The organism is Marinobacter sp. CA1, assembly GCF_020546665.1.
In the GTDB taxonomy this organism is placed as follows: Bacteria; Pseudomonadota; Gammaproteobacteria; order Pseudomonadales; family Oleiphilaceae; genus Marinobacter; species Marinobacter xestospongiae.
In genome coordinates this window covers 596,909-616,723 of record NZ_CP071785.1, presented here as the reverse complement: position 1 = coordinate 616,723, position 19,815 = coordinate 596,909, and the positions used below count along the sequence as shown (strand labels likewise).

General features: G+C 61.5%; 19 protein-coding genes. 9 read left to right on the top strand and 10 right to left on the bottom strand.

Annotated elements, in window-relative coordinates:
* The first annotated feature begins 143 nt into the window (after positions 1–143).
* Positions 144–1,091, top strand: coding sequence for an endonuclease (locus J2887_RS02840; protein ID WP_227173944.1), 948 nt, complete (start codon positions 144–146; stop codon positions 1,089–1,091).
* A gap of 12 nt (positions 1,092–1,103) precedes the next feature.
* Here the strand turns inward: J2887_RS02840 and J2887_RS02835 are convergent, their stop codons facing one another.
* The 8 genes from J2887_RS02835 to J2887_RS02800 all read right to left on the bottom strand — a co-directional run bounded on the left by J2887_RS02835 (position 1,104) and on the right by J2887_RS02800 (position 9,316).
* Positions 1,104–2,168, bottom strand: a complete 1,065-nt coding sequence (locus tag J2887_RS02835; protein WP_227173943.1) for a DUF2955 domain-containing protein — start codon at positions 2,166–2,168, stop codon at positions 1,104–1,106.
* Positions 2,169–2,176: 8 nt separating this feature from the next.
* Positions 2,177–3,241, bottom strand: a complete 1,065-nt coding sequence (locus tag J2887_RS02830) for an HlyD family secretion protein (protein ID WP_227173942.1) — start codon at positions 3,239–3,241, stop codon at positions 2,177–2,179.
* Positions 3,231–3,755, bottom strand: a complete 525-nt coding sequence (locus tag J2887_RS02825) for a MarR family winged helix-turn-helix transcriptional regulator (RefSeq protein ID WP_227173941.1) — start codon at positions 3,753–3,755, stop codon at positions 3,231–3,233. Before J2887_RS02825 ends, J2887_RS02830 begins: the two co-directional genes overlap by 11 nt.
* 96 nt (positions 3,756–3,851) lie before the next feature.
* Entirely contained in the window at positions 3,852–4,403 is a 552-nt protein-coding gene (locus J2887_RS02820; RefSeq protein WP_227173940.1) for a hypothetical protein, read from the bottom strand.
* Positions 4,404–4,608: 205 nt separating this feature from the next.
* On the bottom strand, positions 4,609–5,280 hold the full coding sequence (locus tag J2887_RS02815) for a 2OG-Fe(II) oxygenase (protein WP_227173939.1): 672 nt from the start codon (positions 5,278–5,280) through the stop codon (positions 4,609–4,611).
* Positions 5,281–5,585: 305 nt separating this feature from the next.
* Complete coding sequence (locus J2887_RS02810; RefSeq protein ID WP_227173938.1) at positions 5,586–5,912, bottom strand: hypothetical protein; 327 nt, start codon at positions 5,910–5,912, stop codon at positions 5,586–5,588.
* A 245-nt stretch (positions 5,913–6,157) separates the two neighbouring features.
* Positions 6,158–7,201 carry a DUF2333 family protein gene (locus J2887_RS02805; protein ID WP_227173937.1) on the bottom strand — a complete coding sequence of 348 codons (1,044 nt, stop codon included), beginning with the start codon at positions 7,199–7,201 and terminating at the stop codon, positions 6,158–6,160.
* Between the two features lie 177 nt (positions 7,202–7,378).
* Positions 7,379–9,316, bottom strand: coding sequence for an EAL domain-containing protein (locus J2887_RS02800; protein ID WP_227173936.1), 1,938 nt, complete (start codon positions 9,314–9,316; stop codon positions 7,379–7,381).
* 257 nt (positions 9,317–9,573) lie between these two features.
* On the opposite strand from J2887_RS02800, the gene J2887_RS02795 reads away from it, so the two are divergent.
* Complete coding sequence (locus J2887_RS02795) at positions 9,574–11,187, top strand: diguanylate cyclase (RefSeq protein ID WP_227173935.1); 1,614 nt, start codon at positions 9,574–9,576, stop codon at positions 11,185–11,187.
* 66 nt (positions 11,188–11,253) lie between these two features.
* Here J2887_RS02795 and J2887_RS02790 read toward each other — a convergent pair whose 3' ends face one another.
* On the bottom strand, positions 11,254–12,237 hold the full coding sequence (locus J2887_RS02790; RefSeq protein ID WP_227173934.1) for a DUF6976 family protein: 984 nt from the start codon (positions 12,235–12,237) through the stop codon (positions 11,254–11,256).
* Entirely contained in the window at positions 12,234–12,953 is a 720-nt protein-coding gene (locus J2887_RS02785) for a hypothetical protein (RefSeq protein WP_227173933.1), read from the bottom strand. Before J2887_RS02785 ends, J2887_RS02790 begins: the two co-directional genes overlap by 4 nt.
* Before the next feature lie 450 nt (positions 12,954–13,403).
* Here J2887_RS02785 and aroQ point away from each other — a divergent pair, with 450 nt between their 5' ends.
* From aroQ to fis, 7 genes are all read left to right on the top strand, one after another.
* Positions 13,404–13,850, top strand: a complete 447-nt coding sequence (gene aroQ, locus J2887_RS02780; protein WP_227173932.1) for a type II 3-dehydroquinate dehydratase — start codon at positions 13,404–13,406, stop codon at positions 13,848–13,850.
* 45 nt (positions 13,851–13,895) lie between these two features.
* Positions 13,896–14,348: an acetyl-CoA carboxylase biotin carboxyl carrier protein gene (gene accB, locus J2887_RS02775; RefSeq protein WP_227173931.1), complete on the top strand. Its 453-nt coding sequence runs from the start codon at positions 13,896–13,898 to the stop codon at positions 14,346–14,348.
* A 19-nt stretch (positions 14,349–14,367) separates the two neighbouring features.
* Positions 14,368–15,714 (top strand): acetyl-CoA carboxylase biotin carboxylase subunit, encoded by a 1,347-nt coding sequence (gene accC, locus J2887_RS02770; protein WP_228752836.1) that lies wholly within the window; start codon positions 14,368–14,370, stop codon positions 15,712–15,714.
* Between the two features lie 314 nt (positions 15,715–16,028).
* Positions 16,029–16,925 (top strand): 50S ribosomal protein L11 methyltransferase, encoded by an 897-nt coding sequence (gene prmA, locus J2887_RS02765; protein ID WP_227173929.1) that lies wholly within the window; start codon positions 16,029–16,031, stop codon positions 16,923–16,925.
* Between the two features lie 63 nt (positions 16,926–16,988).
* The gene (locus J2887_RS02760; RefSeq protein WP_227173928.1) at positions 16,989–18,221 is read left to right on the top strand and encodes a DUF3426 domain-containing protein; all 1,233 of its coding nucleotides are present in this window, start codon (positions 16,989–16,991) and stop codon (positions 18,219–18,221) included.
* 225 nt (positions 18,222–18,446) lie between these two features.
* Positions 18,447–19,445, top strand: a complete 999-nt coding sequence (dusB, locus tag J2887_RS02755) for a tRNA dihydrouridine synthase DusB (protein WP_227173927.1) — start codon at positions 18,447–18,449, stop codon at positions 19,443–19,445.
* Positions 19,442–19,759, top strand: a complete 318-nt coding sequence (gene fis / locus J2887_RS02750) for a DNA-binding transcriptional regulator Fis (protein WP_227173926.1) — start codon at positions 19,442–19,444, stop codon at positions 19,757–19,759. The genes dusB and fis overlap by 4 nt, the downstream gene beginning before the upstream one ends.
* The last annotated feature ends 56 nt before the right edge of the window (positions 19,760–19,815 follow it).

The following is a 19,815-nucleotide window of genomic DNA, read 5'->3' as shown; positions in this document are numbered from 1 at the left end:
CATCGCAGACGCTCCCGCCCATAAGCCACCAGACACCAGCAGCCGGTTTCAGATCGACACATAACCGATACACGTCAGCAACATAGCCGTCACACGGTGTACGGCAGAATCTCCGCGCCATTCCATCACCTTAAGGATCATCAGTGCGCGCAGTTCGACCTCTGATTGCTCTCTTGCTGTTGGTGATTGCCTGCCAGGCCGTCAGCCAGCCGTCGTCCTTCCGACAAGCCAAATCCGAACTACGGGAGCGGGTCTACCACGACCAGAATGCCTCCGACACCGGCTCCTTCTACTGCGGTTGCCAATGGCAATGGGCCGGAACCAGCGGAGGCCGTATTGACCAGGCATCCTGCGGTTACCAGGTACGCAAACAGGCCAACCGTGCCGCTCGCATTGAGTGGGAACATGTGGTCCCGGCCTGGGTCATGGGTCACCAACGCCAGTGCTGGCAGGATGGCGGACGCCGCAATTGTGCCGCCAATGACCCGCTGTTCGAGCGCATGGAAGCCAACATGCACAACCTGGCCCCCGCCATCGGCGAGGTCAATGCGGACCGCAGCAACTACCGCTTCGGTGTGCTGCCCCAAGCCCTTTACCAGCACGGCCAATGCGCCTTCAAGGTCGCCTTCGGGGAGCGCACCGTGGAACCGCGGGATGAGGTCAAGGGTATGATTGCCCGCACCTACTTCTACATCCATGACCGCTACGACCTCACTATGAGCCGCCAGCAGCAGCAACTGCTGATGGCGTGGCATCGACAGTTCCCGGCAACCGAGTGGGAGCAGGAGCGGGATCGTCGAATCGCCGGGGTCATGGGTCATCACAACCCCTTTGTCACCGGTGAGCGGGAATGGCGCCTGGGCCACCGCAATCTGGCGGAGGGTCTGCGGGAAGGCGAGGCGCCAAACCTTGCGGAACAGCCCGCGTCCGCCACCGGTCAGGTTCGCGGTAACCGGCGCAGCAAGGTCTACCACCTGTCGGAAGGCTGCCCAAGCTTCGACCGGGTCTCAACTGACAACCGGGTGGAATTCGCCAGCCCGGCCGCCGCCGAAGCGGCGGGCTATCGCAAGGCCGGTAACTGTCGGAGTTGATCTGATGGGACACTACCCCACCGGCACGGGCTCAGCCCAGCGAGTGGCCGCAAACCGGTTGAGCAGCAGGTGCATCAGATACACCGCCAGCAGCGCCAGCACCACCGCCACCAACAGTGAGCTGAACCGGTAGAGGTCGCTGTAGACCAGATCCTGGGAGGGTGACAGATATTGCCCGAACAGGATCGCCATGGTGGTCAGGGCAGCAAATCCGGCACCGGAGCCGCCGCCCTCCAGCAGATGCATACGGGCGAACAGCATCAGGCTCAGCCACAACCCCACCGCAATAAACGGCAAGACATCGAAATGCCCCAGCAGCACAAGCTGGATCACCAGCCCGACGTTGCAGCCAACAAAGGTACCGATGGCCCGGTTCCAGCCCGCTGGCACGGCACCACGCCAATTCAGCGGAAACAGCACCAGGACCGTCGCCACCTGGGCCGACAGGGAGCCTTGCAGATCCAACACCTGGAAAGCAATGAACGAGCCCGTGGCCACCGTTGTCGCCAGAATCACTTCATGGCGCCGGGTTTCCACGGACTTGCTCATCACCGGCCGTGCCGGCCGCGCACCGGGCTCGGGAAACAGCGTGTGCATCAACAGGGTAATGAGCAGCGTTGACGCCGCAGCGCCCAGATTGGAGGTCACCATGCCGATAACGTCTGCCTGGGGATAACTGGCAAAGTGCAGCAGCATCGACAGGTTCACCACACTCATAGCGCCGAACAGAAAGTATGGCCCACGAGCCATGGCGCGGAACAGCAGAGCAAACAGCGCCATCACCAGCAATGTCATCGGCACTGGCTTGTCACCCAGCAGCCCCTGCCCCACCAACACCACCAGGCTTACCAGGCCAATGTTGGCGAGGAACTGTCGCATAACGGCCACATTCAATTGCGGCACCATCCCCAGCAACAGCATCGGGAACACCGTATAGAAGGCGCCATAGCTGGCACCAGTGAGCTTGGCAACCAGAAACCCCAGGGTGCCGCCAAAAGCGATTCGCAGGCATTGGTTCAGGTCGGCGGTGTTGAAGGCCGTTTTACCGCCGGCCTGCATGGGCCGAAAGATCCGCATGATTCACCTCAGTAGATGTAGTGCACCAAACTGATGGCGTGAATCTGCAACCATCCCAACCAATCCGCCACGCCGCCACCGGGTAGCAACTGAACCGTCGCCCGGGCGCCCGACGGCAGACCAGAGAGCATTGACGGCGGGTTATCCAGCTGCAGGTGCAAACGCTGACGCTGGGCATCCCGAACCCAGCGATCGGTCGCCTGGGGCGACGCCAGGGTACCGTCAGCGGCCATCTGCCCTGCCCGGGTTCCGGCATCCACGCCAGCCACATGGGCCGCAAACACCTCGCCAGGCCAGGCGTCAAAGACGATGGCTGCAGCAGTGCCGGGCTCTACATGAGCCAGGGATTTCTCCCGGAAATCCGCCACCACATCGGTTTGGTCAGTCACCAGGGCGGCCATGGCCATGCCGGCCGTGGCGTAGGCACCAGGCTGGACCTGGAGATTGGAGACGACGCCGGCCTCTGTCGCCTGGACATCACTGTAAGACAGCGACAACTCCGCCTGGGCCAGAGCATTGCGGGCCTGACGCAGGCGCAGGTTGCCATCGTCGCCTTCACCGCGCTGCACCGTCAGTTGGGTGACCCGGGCCTGGGCCGCATGGGTCTTGGCTTCGGCAGCCCGATGCTGGGCTACCCGTTGATCCAGTTGCTGTTGCGCCACACCCCCGCGCTCAAACATCCGCCGCAGCCGGCTAACCTCATCGGCCAACTCGTCCCGCTGAACCCTGGCGGCCACCAACTCAGCCTGTGCCGAGGCGATGGCGGCATCCGTCTGTTGGTTCTCCCTGACGGCGACTTCCAGCGCCAGGGCGGCTTTCTCCCGGGCCAGCTCAAATGGACGTCGATCCAGACTGAACAGCGTCTGGCCGGCGTCCACCCGCTGGTTGTTGGCAACGGCCACGTCGGCCACCCGACCGCTGACCTGGGGCGCCAGCGGCACCACCGGATGCAGAACCCGGGCCTGAGGGGAAACCGGCATCCACAAGTCCGCCACCAGGAAGTAGACAAACACCACTGCAAAGACCACCAGGGCGCAATGGACCCAACGGGCAAAACGTTGATCAGGCGTCATGATCCCCCCTCCCCACGCTGGCCAGATGGTTGCGGACGTTGTCTTCCATCAACTGCAACAACGCTGCCAGCTGGTTGAGCTGATCGTCGTCCATGCCGGCACAAATGGCCGCCCTGACCTCGCGCATTCTCACTTCCAGCAGCTGAACGCCGTCACGACCGGCCGGCGTCAGCCATAGTTGGTGGATCCGTCGGTCTTCGGTGCTGGGCCTGCGCTGCACCATGCCCTGACGTTCGAGCTGATTGAGGGTACGGGTGAGTGACGGCATTTCAATTGCCAGGGCGTGAGCCAGAGCCTGCTGACTGCAGCCATCCCCCAGATCGGCAAGATGAACCAGAGCAGCCCAGCGACACTCCGTCAGACCCAGCGGCACCGTCGCCTGATTGATGGCCTGGCGCCAGAGCCGGTGCAATCGCCCCAGCGAGCCCCCCAACGACGGGCGCAGGTCTGCGTGCAGGGAATAGGAGGTGGATTCAGGAAACGGACCGATGCCAGTGCGGCCACTTTCATTCATGTTGAGCTCCCGTCGGCGATCGCCTAATTATTTTGTTAGCTTGCTAACAACAATGGTATTAAGTTAGCTGGCTAATAAAAATACGGGATATCCCGATCAGGCAACCCACAACCTCGCCCGAAACTCGGTTCGCCACCAGAGGTACGCCACGCCAAAGGCATGGAGGTTGATCAGCAACGCAAACCACCATTCAAAGGCGTCTTCAATACGGTCGTACAAGGGATGAACCAGCCACTGCAGCACCACTGACAGCAGCCCCAGCACCAGCATCAGACCACACAGCGCCAGTAGACGGCGCCCACGCACCCGGGGACCGGGCAGCCTGATCAACGCCGCACTGAACAGCAGCTCTGCCAGAAAGGTCAATGAGAAGTAGAGCACCACACCGGTGCGGCGCAGGCTGTGAAAGGTGTCGCCAATATGCCCCAGCACCACGGTATACAGCACCAACCCCAGGCAAGCGCCGATGCCGAGCCATGCCAACACCGTGACACCGGCACCAACAGCCCCCTGCTGACGCAACCAACGACCATTGAACCACCAGTAAAGCGCGCCCATCACCGCCGCCGGGATCATCAGCGCCTTGAACAGGAAATAGCCGGTGCCGTGGCGTCCGGTGCGGCTGATGCTGGTGCAACTGGCAGGCACCAGGGCACATGGCCTTCCACGGCCGCCATCAGGTAGGTTCCATGCAGGGCAAGCAAGGGCAGCAAGGCCGTACACAACGCCAACCACCACAACTGCACGGTGGTGCTGGTGGAAAGTGATGGTGTGCCCATGCCGCTGCTCCCAATACCAAGAGGCCTCTGACGCAATGTGCATCAAAGGCCCTCAAAGCATAGACACAAATCTCTCAGCGGGGTGGGTCGACCCGCTGGGAATCAGACCCATTGACCCGGAACCAGCCGGCAATGGAGTAACGGTGTCTTGCCGCTGGCAGAACCTCGTGGGGAAACTCCTCACTCAGAAACGCCACTACGGTGCCCAGGGCAGGCGTCACTTTCAGGCCGTCGCGATCCTGTGCGTCGCGGTACAGCACCAATTCACCGCCCTGGTCCGGCTGCCACCCCGGATTGAGATAGACCACCAGCGACAGCACCCGGTTGGCCTGCCCCCGAAACGCATCCAGGTGCCGCTTGTAAAAATCCCCGGGGGCGTAGTGTGCGTAATGACTCTCAAACGAAAACAGTCCCAGAAAGAGCCGGCGATTGAGATAGGCCTGCAGGTCCGCAGCCCAGCTCAACCAGGCCTGGCCAACGTCTGACTCACCCGTCATCCAGCAGATCTCATCACTGCGCACAAACCCATTGAGATGGTGATCCTGCTCACGACCAATGCCCGCGGGGTCAAACAGCGTCATCCCCATGTCCCGGCACTGCTGCGCCAGGCCATTAGCCAGGTCGGCGGGCAAGGCGCCTGGGTTCACGCTGTAACCGCTCTCGCCCAGATCCCGGGCAATGGTTTCAAACAGTTGGTCAGATTCGTTCTGACCAGAATCACGATAGGCATCAGGTAAGGCAAGCACGGCAAGTCCTCAGCAGCTGCCCGGGCGGACAGCGGATTAATCCCGCTACCAGTACGGCTGACACAGGCACACGCCCGTTCCCTGCGCTCAAGAACATGTCGGCGGGCGCGGGTACGGAAAGCTCGGGCTTGGTCGTTGGGACGGAAGCGGGAGGGGTGGCGTGCCCACCTGCTGATTAGTGTCCCGTGCGGTTAATTCACTGAACTACTGCGAATCAACCGCACGGGACACCAGGGCAGGCACATCCAAAGGACTAAATAATCCGAATCAATGAGGGTTGCAAGTGTTTTTGCGGAAATCCGCCATCAGTCCAGATGATCCAGAGTCAGCTCGAGGTCATAGTGCTCAATGTCCAGATCCCAGATGGTGTAGGTGTCACCATCCTCATCCTCGGCGCGAATGTCGAAAACCGAGGTTTTTTCGTTTCGGACATCGATGCGCACGGTGTCACCGTTCAGCAACACATCCTCTCCAAGTTTGTCTTCCCCCCAGCTCTTGCGCTTGGCGTGACTGACGTACAGGTAGTAGATGTCATAGCCGGTGTTATTGGTCACATCCACATAGCCGTCAAATGCTGACGCACTGGTGGACGCGATCATCAGGGCAACAAACAGGGCAAAAATCCGGGTCATAACACAGGTCTCCTTTCTGCGACCGGTCCTCTCATGGACGCCCCGTGCCCGCAGGCACTTTGGAGCATGAATCTGATCGCGGGCAGGAAGGCCTGTGTCACTGGACGTCCGAACCAGTGCGATCCGCAAGCATCTTAATAAGATGAACTTCCGGTAATCAAGGCCAGATCGAAAATAGCCCCTCCATCGCCGGGCCGTCGAGGAGAGGCCCGCCACCGGCGGCAGCCAGTGGCGGGTAGGCAGGATCAGCCCTGGGAGAGCAACTCCCGCAGATCGATGATGGCCGCGTTGGCCCGTGACAGGTAGGCCGCCATGGTCAGGGAGTGGTTGGCCAGTACCCCGAAGCCGCTGCCATTGAGGATCATCGGGCTCCACATTTCGCCCTGAGAACCTTCCAGCTCAATGATGATCTGGCGAACACTGGCGGTAGCGTTCTTGTCCTGCAGCACACTGCGGAAATCGACTTCAATGGCCCGGAAGATGTGCAGCAGAGCCCAGGCACTGCCGCGGGCCTCATAGAAGGCATCGTCCAGCTCGGTCCAGGGAGTCTTGATCATCTCGCCATCGGCGGAGTCGGTCAGAGGGTCGCTGGCGGTACTCTCGGCCAGGGAATCCGACACCGACGCTTTACCCACGCTCTCCCCAAGCACCCGGGACAAGCTGCCGAGCCGGGTCTCAAGATCCGCCAGCCAGTTGCTCAGGTTATCGGCTCGTGCAAAGAACTGGGCGTCCGGCTGCTCCGGGTTGGAGAGGCGATCCAGGTAGCGATACAGCGCCCGGATGCCCCGGCGGTACTCTGACTCGGTGGAGGGAATCGCCCAACTGCCACTGTCAAAGTGGAACTGTGGCTCCACCACCACCAGATCCTGGTCCTCGGCAGACTGGCTTTGTGAGCGGCTGATGTCCTTGCGCATGGCGCGAGACAGGTCCCGCAACTGCACCAGCACGCCGTATTCCCAGGCCGGCATGTTGTCCAGCCACAGACCGGGCGGGAAATAGTCGTTGCTGATGTAGCCACCCGGCTTGTCCAGCAGGGTTTCGGCAATGCGGATCATGGTGACCGTGGTGGCAAACCCGGTCACCGGTTCACGGTTCATTTCTGCTGCCACCGTCCGGGTATGCTCCCGCACGGAATACACATCCGGCTCACTGCTCCAGATCATGCCCAGGACCACCGTCACCAGCAAATAGATGATCAGCAACCCCAGCAGCCACTTACCCAGGCCACCAGCGTAATCGTTCACATCGTCCCGACGATCGCGAAAGTATTGTTTCATTCGACTCAGCATACCGTCCTTATTCCTTGTAATAGGGAGCCTATGATTAACTCTGGATAATCTCTGCCTTCAGATCACCGCACGAAGGCGATTCGGAGTTAATGAGCATTCCCAAGCCCCGGTTTATTCTGTGGTTCTGACGGAAGTTACCATGACGCAATCCCTACCGTTGTGCAATGGTACGCAGGGCTACTCAGCCTCGCCGTTTGCCGGTCCCGGACGACCGAGGTGATAACCCATGGCGCCATCAATCCCCAACGCCTGCAGGGTTTCCCATTCATTCGCGGTTTCCACCCCGGTGGCATAAACCTGCACGCCCAGGCTGTGGGCAATTGAGACCACAGACTCCAAATAGAAGCGGTTGTCTTCGTGGGCCTCAATGCCGTGCACGAAACTGTGATCAATCCGCAACGCACGGATCGGCAGCCCCTGCAGATAGCTGAAAGGCACCCCGCCAACCCCGAAATGGTCGATCACCATCCCCACCCGGAGTTTCCCCAATGCCTGCGCCAGGGCTTTCACCGGTTTGCGGTGATGCCCCATGGCCTGCTCGGATACCCCGATCCACAAGCGCCGGCGAACATCGACTGCATCTCGCAGCAGTTCGATCAGTTGCTCCCGGAAATCGCTGTCCGCCAGCGATGACTGTCCCAACGACAGCGCCAACTGGCGACCCCGATCCTGACGCAGCCAGTCGATGGCCTTGATCACCACCAGCCGGTCCACCGCCGGCATCAGCCCAAACCGCTCGGCAATGGGCACAAACACACCGGCACGGACCCACTCGTCGTCACAGCGAATGCGCGAGAACACCTGATAAAAAGCCGGCCCCTTGCCGGTTCGGGTGACCATCGGCTGCTGCCACAACCCCAGGGCCTCCTCCGCCAGGGCCGCCTCCAACCGCTGTCGCCAGCTTTCGGCGCCAAAGTGGGGCGCCTGGCCGGGATCGCCGCCACGGCAGCCGGTCTTGCCATCGGCATGGGCCTGGCGCATGGCTTCGTCGGCCATCGCCAGCAGTTCGCCCCGGCCCAGACCTTCTTCCGCCTGAGCGATGCCACCGTAGACCGCCACCGTCAGTGGCAACGACGCATCGGAATACAGCGCGTAGACCTGCTGCACCAGCTCATTGAACCAAAGCCGGGCATCGGCCTGGGCGGCACCGGGCAGATACACCGCAATCTCCGCCCCCATGCGGCGACCGGCGAAGCCTCCGGCATGTTTGAGCACAAATGCCTTCACCAGGTCGGCCACCCGGCCCAGCATCTGGTCTGCGGTATCACGACCGAACTGCTGGTTGAACTCGGCAAAATCCGACAACTGAAACAGCAACAGTGCGCCCGGGGCAGCCCGTTCCTCCGACTCCACTTCCACCCGCAGACGCTGATCAAACGCGGTGCGGCTCGCAAGGCCAGTCACCGAGTCTTCATTATTGAGTTGTCGCAGATGCTGAATCAGCTTGCCCTGGCCCTCAAACAACACACCGAGGTCGTCCGACATCTGATTCATCGCCCGGGTCACCCGATTCAGCTCACGGGTCGAAGATTGAGTAACCCGCTGACTGAAATCGCGCCCACTGACCGCCTGTGCCTGGGCTTCCAACTGTCGCAATGGTCCCAAGGCACGACTGAGAATGGCAAACAGGATCACCAGCCCCAGGCCGCCAACCGTGGCGTTGATCGCCACCATGGCCAGACTGATGTTCCACAGGTCACGGTAGGCCTGCTGCGGGTTGCTGACCACCCGCACCGTGCCCAACAGATTCCAGCCCCGGGTCACTTCCGCCCTGCCCTCCACCAGCGGAATCTCCGCCAGGGCAATGAACCAGTCGGGCACACCGAAATTGCCCAACGGTTCGGAGCGGGCCGCCACTGGCTGTCCGGCGTGATCCAGATACTGCACGCTGAGGTAACGACTGGAATCAAAGGCCGCATCAATCAGCGACGATGACGCCACCGGGTCACGGCCATCAATGGCGTGAGAAAGAGACATGCCCAGCGCCGTGGCGCCGTCGCGGGCGTGATCCTCGAGCTGGCCGGAAATGTAGTCACGAAAGCTGCCCAGGGTCAGAACCAGGCTGGTAGACAGCAGCAGCAGGATCAGGCCGCCGGTGAAGACCAGCAACAACATCCGCAGGGTCACCGCCCCACGTTGCCTGCCCGCGTCCGTGTCGGCTCTGGTGTGCGCCCGCGATCCCGCCATCACAATGCCTCAGAGGCCCTCAAGTTTCTGCTGTTTCAAGCAGTTGCATAAAAATTAAATGACAAACATTTACACAGCGTGACCTACGCCGACAACACTAAACACTATAGACTCTGAAAAACGACTAGTGTTGGAATTTTGGGGAAGATCCCCTGTTGGAATGAGATTTCCAGGCCGGAGCCACGATGAACGAAGAAAGCCAAAAGGAAAAGCTGAGGCAGCATTTTGCCCGCCGCGTGACCACCCAGGCCCGGGTTGTCCTCGATACCTGGCAAAAGATCCGCGAAGCCGGCAACGATACCGCCGCCTTCCAACATGACTTCGCCACCGCCATCGACAAACTGGTGCGGTATGCCCAGCGCTTTGAAATGGACAAACACGCCAGCGCCGGCCAGCAGTTGCTGACACTGATTGCCGAGTGGCCGGCCAATGAGGCCCTGCCTGAGGAACTCACCGCACCGGTCCAGAACTGGGTCGACGAGCTTTCCCGCGCCACCCTGCGACGGGCTGACCAGCACCAGGACGAATCGCCCCGGATCTATCGTCGCACCCCGGTCTACATTGCCCTCAACAACAGCGAGATGGCGGGGCGGCTGATCAAGCAGATGGAGTTCTTCGGCTTTCGTGCCTCGGCCTTCGACAAGGCGGAAGACCTGATGGAAGCCTGCGCGCTCCACAAGCCGGAAACCATCCTGATGGACGTCAGCTTCGGCGGCCAGACCGATGGCGGCCTGGATGCCATCGAACGGCTGCAGGAACGCCATGACACCCCGATCCCCATCATCTTTATCAGCGATGAGGACGGCACCATCGAAACCCGTCTGCGGGCGTCCCGTTGCGGCGGTGAAGAATACTTCTACCCGGCGGTAGACCCGGGCCAGCTGATCGAGAAGATCGAAACCTACACCCACGGCAACACCGTGGAGCCGTACCGGGTACTGGTGCTGGACGATTCCCGTGCCCAGGCCAAGTTCATGGAGACGGTGCTGGGCAAGGCCGGTATGAAAGCCCACATCATCACCGACCCGATGCAGATCATTCATGCCCTGGAGGAGTTCTCGCCGGAGATCATCATTCTCGACATGTACATGCCCGGCTGCACCGGCATGGAAATCGCCCGGGTGATCCGCCAGCAGGACCGCTTCCACAGCGTGCCCATCATCTACCTGTCGGCGGAGGAAGACGTCACCAAACAGCTCCACGCCATGAGCCTCGGTGGCGACGACTTCCTGACCAAGCCCATTGATCCCAAGCACCTGGTGGCCACCATCCACAACCGTGGACGGCGCGCTAGATCGCTGCTGGCGCTGATGATCCGCGACAGCCTTACCGGGCTGTTCAACCATACCCACACCCTGCACCTGCTGGATCAGGAAATCGTCAAGGCGCGGCAGAAGCGACACCCGCTGTGCTTTGCCATGATCGACATCGATTACTTCAAGAAGATCAACGACACCTACGGCCACCCCATTGGCGACCGGGTGCTGCGAAGCCTGTCGATGTTCCTCAAACAGCGCCTGCGCAAGACCGATCACATCGGCCGCTATGGCGGTGAGGAATTTGCCATCATCCTGCCCGATACCCGGGCGGAGGATGCCGAGCGGGTGCTGAACGAAATCCGCGAACGCTTTGCCGAGCTGGTGCAACCGGCGGGCGATCGCGAGTTCTCCGTCACCTTCAGCTGCGGCGTGGCCAGCTGGAACAACGAATCGGCGCAACTGGTGTGTGAACGTGCCGACCGCGCGCTGTATCAGGCCAAGGCCAACGACCGCAACTGTGTGGTGCCGGCTGTCGACTGACGCACTGGCGGTCAGGCCTCGCCCGCGAGGCCGCCCTGACCGCCAGCACACTACACCGCCAGTGATTCAGATTCCGTCCAGCGTCACCATCACCGCCGTCTGGTTCATCAACTGATAGCCCACTTCCCCAAAGGTGATGGGGCCGTCCAGTCCCTCGGTCCGACGGCCTTCCAGGCCACAGTTCAGGTAGTTGAGAATGCAGTTGCAGCCAAACACCACCGGCCCGGTCCGGGGCGGCATGGCCGCCAGGAATTCCGTCGGATAGTCCTGCACCGGTCGCGCCAGGCGGTAGCCCACACCCTCAAACACCGGGGCGTAGAACCGAACCCCATTCGCTTCTACCGCCTGCACACTGACATTGATCATCGCGCCACAATAATCCGCCACCAATGGCAGCGAACCTGCGCCAGCCTGTTCGATCAGATAATGGGCAAAGTTCGCAGGCTGGCCATCAACCAGGCAATCGCTCACCTCAAATCCTGTGCGCGGGAAGCGGATCTCTGGCCCGTCCCCCGGTTCAAACAGGTTGATGGCGTGGACATTGGCGACCAGCTGCGCGGGCAGTTGCAGGTGTAATACCACCGCTTCATTGACCGCAACGCAGCCATCCCGGCCGTCCACCACTACCGCCGTATCGCTCCCCACGTCGTCAATCGCAATACCGGCCACCCAGCCCACCAGCGGTTTCAGGTACATCTCCGGATACAGCGGCGCCTCACGGGCGAAGGCTTCCAGTATCGCGCTGCCAGCCGGCAGGATCAGCACCGACAACCCGTGCTCTGGCGCTTCTTCCAGAACCTCCGGCAAGGTCTCCGGCTGGTAACGCCGGATATGACCCTGGAGGTCACCAAAACGCTGAACGAAGACCCGCTCCCGATCCTGGCAGCCGCCCTGTTCCGCCATGAAGTAGGGCGTTGAGCCGGCAATCCAGTTTCCCCGGGGCAACCGCGTCAGCACCGCACGGTCGGCGGCCAGAGCCAACAACTCACCGGTCCCAATCAGGGCAGTCACCTCGGCCACCGACATCAGCCCGCCCGCTACCGCAGTCATGAGCCATCCCCCTGCATGGGTGACCCACGCAATGCCGCCAGCCGATCAATCTCTTCATCCAACTGGCTTTCGTGCTTGATGAAGAAACGACGGATGTCGTTGATCTTCAGCAGCCGAGCCTCTTCTCCATGCAACTGGGCAAACTCCTGGCGAGCCCGTGCCAACAGCAGTTTCAGACTCAGCATACGCACCGGCATCGGTTCATCGTCAGTAAGCAACTGGCGCCAGACTGGATCGGCACTGGGGGGAATACGCCCGGGAGCAGCGTCGCCAACGGTTTCCCGGCTGACCCGCTGCGCCAACTCCGGCGCAGTGCCCGGCAGCGTACCTTCGCTGAGGGCGTGACGGATCTGCCAGGCCAGATGGACATCGATCAGCAGCAACTCACAGACCTGGCGATAGCTCAGCCCCGCCTGCAGGCATGTGACCACCCGCTGGGCCAGACCATGGGTGAACTCCTGATCCACCGGTCCCAGAAACGGTAGGTCGGCGTCAACCTGCTCCGGCAGGGCCGCGTGAACGTATACCGCGCAGTCGCCAATGTTGGTGTGACGCCAGCGCGACTGGCCGCTGCCAGGGCGGTAGCGACCAAACCAGGCACGCCCCTGGCCCAGATACAGGTGCAGCTCACCGCTGGGCTCGTCCAGACGAACCCTACCGACGTCCCACGGCGGCTGTAGCCCCAAAAGGTGGCGACACAGCTCGAGGTCTTTCATTCCCGCTCCCTCCACGTCCTGTTGCGAACGCCCGGAACTGACCGCGCACTCACGACATTGTTGTTATTGCAATGATGTTGGCACGGCCACCCACAGCCCAACACCACACTCTGGCAGCATTGCCCTGGCACTTGCGTGCCGACCCGAAAGTGCCATCTGCCTCGTCACCATCACCGCTGATCCCCAAATTCCGTCGATGCCTCCCACCGCGGTTATGAAACCAACGTCTTATGGACGCTCCTGATTGGCTTTCCCACAATAGGCACGCTGACGCCCCACGGAGGGACTGTCGAGGCGACCGTTTCGGTTGCCACCCCGACGATGTCGCAAAACTGTCACACCCAGAAAACCAGAATGTAAGAAAATCCTGGGATTAACAGCATGGATTGGTGGAAAATGCCGCGATTTTCGGCGATCCTGTAAAAAACCCAGCTATCATCAAAGGTACTCATGGCAACAATTCTGGTTCTCCATGGCCCCAACCTGAACATGCTCGGCACCCGTGAACCGGAGGTGTACGGCAGGGAGACGCTCGCCGACATCGACGAACGCCTGCAACAGCAGGCCGCCGACGCCGGTCACCACCTGCTGCACCTGCAGTCCAACGCTGAATACGAGCTGATCGAGCGCCTCCACGAGGCCCGTCGGGAAGGAGTGGACTTTGTGATCATCAATCCCGCCGCGTTCACCCACACCAGCGTGGCGCTGCGGGATGCCATTCTGGCGTCCGACATTCCCTTTATTGAGGTGCATCTGTCGAACGTGCATGCGCGGGAAGCCTTCCGCCATCATTCCTATTTTTCCGATATCGCCATCGGCGTTATCTGTGGCCTCGGCAGCCAGGGCTACGACTTGGCGCTACAGGCCGCACTGAACCAGCTACAACAACGCGGTTGACCACCGCTTCACGAATTCAGAACACAGAACGGGATTGAACTGACTATGGACATTCGCAAGATCAAGAAACTGATTGAGCTGCTGGAGGAATCCGACGTCGAGGAACTGGAGATTCATGAGGGCGACGATTCCGTCCGCATCTCCCGCCGCCGTGAACAGGCCGCCGGCATGGTCGCCCAGTACACCGCGCCCGCACCTCAACCGGCCCCGGCGCCCGCCGCTCCGGCTGCCGAAGCCGCTGAGCCTGCTGCCCCGGTGATTTCCGGCCATACCGTGAACTCACCGATGGTGGGCACCTTTTACCGAGCGCCGTCGCCCACCGCCAAGGTCTTCGTGGAAGTCGGCCAGCAGGTCAATGCCGGTGACGTCATCTGCATCGTGGAAGCGATGAAGATGATGAACCAGATCGAAGCCGACAAAGCCGGCAAGGTCACCGAGATCCTGGTCGAGAACGGTCAGCCGGTCGAGTTCGACCAGCCCCTGATTGTCATTTCCTGATAGCGGGTGAAGCTGAGCCATGGCCATGATAGAGAAAGTCCTGATCGCCAACCGGGGTGAAATCGCCCTGCGTATCCTGCGCGCCTGCAAGGAACTGAACATTCGCACGGTCGCGATCCACTCCCAGGTGGATCGCGACCTCATGCACGTCCGGCTGGCGGACGAGTCCGTCTGCATCGGCCCCAACAGCCCGGTGGACAGTTACCTGAACATCCCGGCCATCATCAGCGCCGCGGAAGTTACCGATTCGGTTGCCATCCACCCCGGTTACGGTTTCCTGGCGGAGAACGCCGATTTTGCCGAACAGGTGGAGAAAAGCGGTTTCCGCTTCATCGGCCCCAACGCCGACACCATCCGCCTGATGGGCAACAAGGTGTCCGCCATCACCGCCATGACCCGCGCCGGCGTTCCCACGGTACCGGGCTCTGATGGTCCGATCACCGAAGACGACGCACGCACGCTCAAGATCGCCCGCGAGATCGGCTACCCGGTCATCATCAAGGCGGCTTCCGGCGGCGGTGGTCGCGGTATGCAGGTGGTCCACACCGAAGCCTCGCTGCTGAAGAGCATCCAGATTACCCAGTCCGAAGCCGCGGCCGCCTTTGGCGATCCCACGGTGTACCTGGAGAAATACCTGGAGCGGCCTCGCCACGTCGAGGTGCAGGTTCTGGCCGATACCCACGGCAACGTCATCCACCTGTGGGACCGCGACTGCTCCATGCAGCGCCGTCACCAGAAGGTACTGGAAGAAGCCCCCGCGCCCAACATCGACCCGGAAGCCCGGGAACAGACCCTGAACGCCTGCGTCCAGGCCTGTAAGGAAATCGGTTATGTCGGCGCTGGCACCTTCGAGTTCCTGTACCAGGATGGCCGTTTCTATTTCATCGAGATGAACACCCGGGTCCAGGTGGAGCATCCGGTCTCGGAAATGGTGACGGGTGTGGATATCGTCCGTGAGCAGCTTCGGATCGCCAGCGGTCTGCCGCTGCAGTACAGCCAGGACGACATCAAGGTGTCCGGCCATGCGCTGGAGTGCCGCATTAACGCCGAGGACCCCCAGACCTTCGTACCCAGCCCGGGCAAGGTCAAGCACTACCATGCCCCTGGCGGCAACGGCGTGCGGGTGGACTCACACCTCTATAGTGGCTACACGGTTCCGCCCTATTACGACTCCCTGATCAGCAAGCTGATCACCTGGGGGGATGACCGTGACATCGCCCGCCGGCGCATGAAGAACGCGTTGGACGAGCTGGTGGTGGAAGGCATCAAGACCAATCAGCCATTGCACCGAAAACTGGTACGCGATGGCGGCTTTAAACAGGTAGACTTCACCATCCATTACCTGGAGAAGCTGATTCGGGACTGACCCCGCCGACCTCCAGGGTAAATACGGCCAAGGAGCCTCTGATTAACTCCGGATCACCTCTGGCCTTCAGAGCGGTTCACACTCAAGGCGCGGCTTTGCAGGAAGGCTGGTTGCCTTTCAAGAAGGCGCAACGCCGAGTGTGGATCGCTCTGAAGGCCCCGAAGGGCGCGCTCTGAGGGCTGTACCTGCGGCGTTGCGGCCCTTGCCAAGGACGACGCCATTGGCTGCGGACCGCGCCTTGCAGCTACAGCCCTCAGATCGCGCAGAGGCGATTCGGAGTTAATCAGAGGCTCCCTAACAAACAGGACCTCAGTATGCCCTGGATACAACTCCAGATTCCGGCTGATCCGGACACCGCGGATCAGCTGGAGGATCTGTTGATGGAGATGGGTGCCGACGCCGTCTCGATGGAAGACGCCGCCGACCAGCCCCTCTACGAGCCCGATCCGGGTACCACCCCGCTGTGGCATCAGACCCGGGTCACCGGGCTGTTCGACTCCGGTCGCGACACCGAGCAGTTGTGCAACGCCATCCGCGATGGCTGGCATCAGCAGACCCAGCAAACCCTGCCCGAAATCGACGTCACCCTGGTGGAAGACAAAGACTGGGAACGCGCCTGGATGGACGACTTCCAGCCGCTGCGCTTCGGCAATCGGCTGTGGATCGTACCGAGCTGGCATCAGCCCCCCGAGCCCGAGGCCGCCAACCTGATGCTGGACCCGGGCCTGGCCTTTGGCACCGGTACCCATCCCACCACAGCGCTTTGTCTGGAGTGGCTCGACAGCCAGGCCGTGGAAGGCTGCCAGGTGATCGATTACGGCTGCGGCTCCGGCATTCTGGGGCTCGCTGCCCTGTTGCTTGGAGCGGACCACGTCATCGGTGTCGACACCGACCCCCAGGCCCTGGAAGCCAGCCGCGACAACGCCCGGCGCAACCAGGTGGAGGACCGCAAGCTGGATCTGTACCTGCCGGAGCAGGAACCGGACACCATCGCCGACATCATGCTGGCCAACATTCTTGCCCAGCCACTGATTGGCCTGGCCCCTCACCTGGCCAGCCGGGTTCGGGACGGCGGCCTGCTGGTGCTGTCGGGCATTCTGGCCAACCAGGCCCGGGAAGTGATGGAAGCCTACGAACCCTGGTTCATCATGGACGAGCCGGTGCAGCAGGAAGACTGGATACGCCTCACAGGTCGACGCACCAACAGGTGACGAACGCAGGTCGAACGTCTAAACTGCCCCGAGTCAACGCGCCGCCCCCGACAGGATTGAAGGATGCCTGAGAGTCGCCCCGAGAGCAGTCTGCTCACCCGCTGCCCCAACTGCCAAACCCAGTTCCGGGTAACGGACCAACAGCTCGGTATCGCCAACGGCAAAGTCCGTTGCGGCAACTGCATGAAAATCTTCAATGCCGTTGAGCACCAGACGGCACCGCCGGCGACCTCGGCCAGCGATGGCCAAAGCGCCGCTGCCGGCTTCACCGCGACCGAGGACGACCTGGTGTTCCAGGACGACCCGGAAGAGGACGCCACCGAGCACAGCTACGCCGGCAACAAGCTGACCTTCTCCGAAGACGAGCTGAGCGATAGCTTCCGCAGCTTTGATGAGGAAGGTCCCAGCTTCGACACGGAAGAGGCGGACGAAGAGCAGTCCCAGGTGGATGAAAGCTGGGCCGAAGCCATGCTGCTGGAAGAGCCCCGCAAGGACACAGCCAAGCAGACCTCGACGGAGGCGCCCACCGAACCGGAGCAGCCCCGCGAAGAGGTTCGGAACCGCGAGCCAGATGCCCGGCCGGAACCACCCCGGGAGCCCGAACCCGAGCAGACCCCAGCACCACAGCCTCGACCGGAACTGGCGCTGGAGCCCACCGATCACGAGCCGCTGCAGGCCAGCGCGCCATCGGCCGCTGAGTCAGCAGCGCTGGAGTCGTTCAGCGCCGAGCGCGAGCGGCCCAGCTACAAACCGGCCTCGCCCTATCAGGATCTCGGCCACGATCCCATCTCGTTGGACAACGGCGGTCGCAGTTGGATGCGCACCACCGTCTGGACCCTGCTGGTACTGGGACTGCTGGGCCTGCTGGGCGCTCAGGTCGGCTACTATCAGTTTGACCGGCTGGCGGCGATTCCCGAACTCCGGCCCTACTATGAAACAGCCTGCCAGTACGCCGGGTGCGAACTGAAACCCCTGGTGGATGTCAGCCAGATCAAGAGCCGCAAACTGGTGGTCCGCACCGACCCGCAACAGCGGGATGCGCTTGTCGTGGATGCGGAAATCATCAACCGGGCGCCGTTCGACCAGCCCTTTCCGGCGATTGCCCTGACCTTCTCCAACCTTAATGGCGATGTGGTTGCGCAGAGTGTTTTCCCACCGGAAGACTACCTGGCGGGGGATGCCAGCGACCTCACGGCCATGCCCAATGGCGTGCCGGTGCGGATCGCCATCCGTATTCGCGACCCCGGCCGCGACGCGGTCAACTACAACATCGCATTCCGGCGCTACGCCCCGTAAGCGAGTGCTGACTTCCGGCCAGCACTCGTTGGCAACCACGCGTCCAAAAGTCAACCAACAAGCGCGAAAAATAATCAGTTTTTTCGCGCTCAGGCCCCTTCAATAGCGCCAATCTCGGCGGTATCATTGTCGCCCTTCGGAAATCGGGCTGGTTAATACCTGTACAGGTAGAACGCCGGCGCCACCGAATAACTCTGGTGTATCGTGGTGAAACGGACTGAGATTATGCTGCCAACGGCAAACATCGGGCCGTACACATTGCCCAATCCGCTAATTGTGGCGCCCATGGCGGGCGTGACCGATCGCCCTTTCCGGCTGCTCTGCCGGCGCCTGGGGGCCGGATTGGCGGTTTCCGAGATGGTGATCGCCGACAGCAAGCTGTGGCACACCCGCAAGTCCAGGCTGCGCCTGGACCATCAGGGCGAACCCGAACCCCGTTCGGTGCAGATCGCCGGCGGTGATCCGGAAATGCTGGCCAACGCCGCACGACTCAACGCCGAGCACGGCGCCCAGATCATCGACATCAACATGGGATGTCCGGCCAAAAAAGTCTGCAACAAGGCCGCCGGCTCCGCACTGATGAAAGATGAGGCCCTGGTCCGGGACATTCTCCAGGCGGTGGTCGCCGCCGTCGAGGTACCGGTAACGCTGAAAATGCGCACGGGCTGGGATCAGGAACACCGCAACGCCCCCATCATCGCCAGGATGGCGGAAGATGCAGGTATTCAGGCACTGGCCATCCATGGCCGGACCCGGGCAGATGCCTATAAAGGGTGTGCCGAGTACGACACCATCGCCGAGGTGAAATCCCGGGTCAGTATCCCGGTGTTCGCCAATGGTGATATCACGTCACCGCAGAAGGCCCGACAGGTGCTGGCACACACCGGCGCCGATGGTCTGCTGATCGGCCGTGCTGCCCAGGGAAGCCCCTGGATCTTCCGGGAAATCCTGCATTTCCTGGAAACCGGACAACAACTGCCCGCCCCGGATCTGAACGAGGTGGAGCAGATACTGACCGAACACCTGAGAGCACTGCACGAGTTTTACGGCGAGGTCATGGGCCCCCGTATCGCGCGTAAACACGCTGGTTGGTATCTGCAGGCTCACGATGAGAGCAGAGCCTTCAGAAAGCGCTTCAACGCCATCGAGGATGGGTTGGAGCAACGAGATGTGATTCAACAGTATTTTGCAGCCTTACGAAATGGAGAGGTATTCGCAGCATGACCGCTGAGACTCTGGCAAACGAAAACCGGATTCCGTCCACTGGTGATGACATTCACCAGCTGCAGACGGTCAACGGCAGTGGTAACTCCGTTACCCTGCGCGACAGCGTGGAAGTAGCCCTGAAAAACTACTTCGCACAGCTCGACGGTGCCCCGGTCACCGATGTTTACCAGTTGGTGCTGTCCGAGGTGGAAGCACCGTTGCTGGAGCAGGTGATGAAGTACACCCGCAACAACCAGACCAAAGCCTCCACCATGCTGGGGCTCAATCGCGGCACCTTACGCAAGAAACTGAAGCAGTACGGTCTGCTATAATCCTGGCATCCAATCCCTACGAGGGCCTCCCGACATCATTCGCGAGGCCTTCATTC

What these genes read in the sequence shown, in the direction of transcription:
- J2887_RS02835 (WP_227173943.1), bottom strand. Translation starts at nt 2,168, where the DNA reads ATGCGGATCTTTCGGCCCATGCAGGCCGGCGGTAAAACGGCCTTCAAC.
- J2887_RS02830 (WP_227173942.1), bottom strand. Translation starts at nt 3,241, where the DNA reads ATGACGCCTGATCAACGTTTTGCCCGTTGGGTCCATTGCGCCCTGGTG.
- J2887_RS02825 (WP_227173941.1), bottom strand. Translation starts at nt 3,755, where the DNA reads ATGAATGAAAGTGGCCGCACTGGCATCGGTCCGTTTCCTGAATCCACC.
- J2887_RS02810 (WP_227173938.1), bottom strand. Translation starts at nt 5,912, where the DNA reads ATGACCCGGATTTTTGCCCTGTTTGTTGCCCTGATGATCGCGTCCACC.
- J2887_RS02805 (WP_227173937.1), bottom strand. Translation starts at nt 7,201, where the DNA reads ATGCTGAGTCGAATGAAACAATACTTTCGCGATCGTCGGGACGATGTG.
- J2887_RS02800 (WP_227173936.1), bottom strand. Translation starts at nt 9,316, where the DNA reads ATGTTGTTGCTGGTCTTCACCGGCGGCCTGATCCTGCTGCTGCTGTCT.
- J2887_RS02795 (WP_227173935.1), top strand. Translation starts at nt 9,574, where the DNA reads ATGAACGAAGAAAGCCAAAAGGAAAAGCTGAGGCAGCATTTTGCCCGC.
- J2887_RS02790 (WP_227173934.1), bottom strand. Translation starts at nt 12,237, where the DNA reads ATGACTGCGGTAGCGGGCGGGCTGATGTCGGTGGCCGAGGTGACTGCC.
- J2887_RS02785 (WP_227173933.1), bottom strand. Translation starts at nt 12,953, where the DNA reads ATGAAAGACCTCGAGCTGTGTCGCCACCTTTTGGGGCTACAGCCGCCG.
- aroQ (WP_227173932.1), top strand. Translation starts at nt 13,404, where the DNA reads ATGGCAACAATTCTGGTTCTCCATGGCCCCAACCTGAACATGCTCGGC.
- accB (WP_227173931.1), top strand. Translation starts at nt 13,896, where the DNA reads ATGGACATTCGCAAGATCAAGAAACTGATTGAGCTGCTGGAGGAATCC.
- accC (WP_228752836.1), top strand. Translation starts at nt 14,368, where the DNA reads ATGGCCATGATAGAGAAAGTCCTGATCGCCAACCGGGGTGAAATCGCC.
- prmA (WP_227173929.1), top strand. Translation starts at nt 16,029, where the DNA reads ATGCCCTGGATACAACTCCAGATTCCGGCTGATCCGGACACCGCGGAT.
- J2887_RS02760 (WP_227173928.1), top strand. Translation starts at nt 16,989, where the DNA reads ATGCCTGAGAGTCGCCCCGAGAGCAGTCTGCTCACCCGCTGCCCCAAC.
- dusB (WP_227173927.1), top strand. Translation starts at nt 18,447, where the DNA reads ATGCTGCCAACGGCAAACATCGGGCCGTACACATTGCCCAATCCGCTA.
- fis (WP_227173926.1), top strand. Translation starts at nt 19,442, where the DNA reads ATGACCGCTGAGACTCTGGCAAACGAAAACCGGATTCCGTCCACTGGT.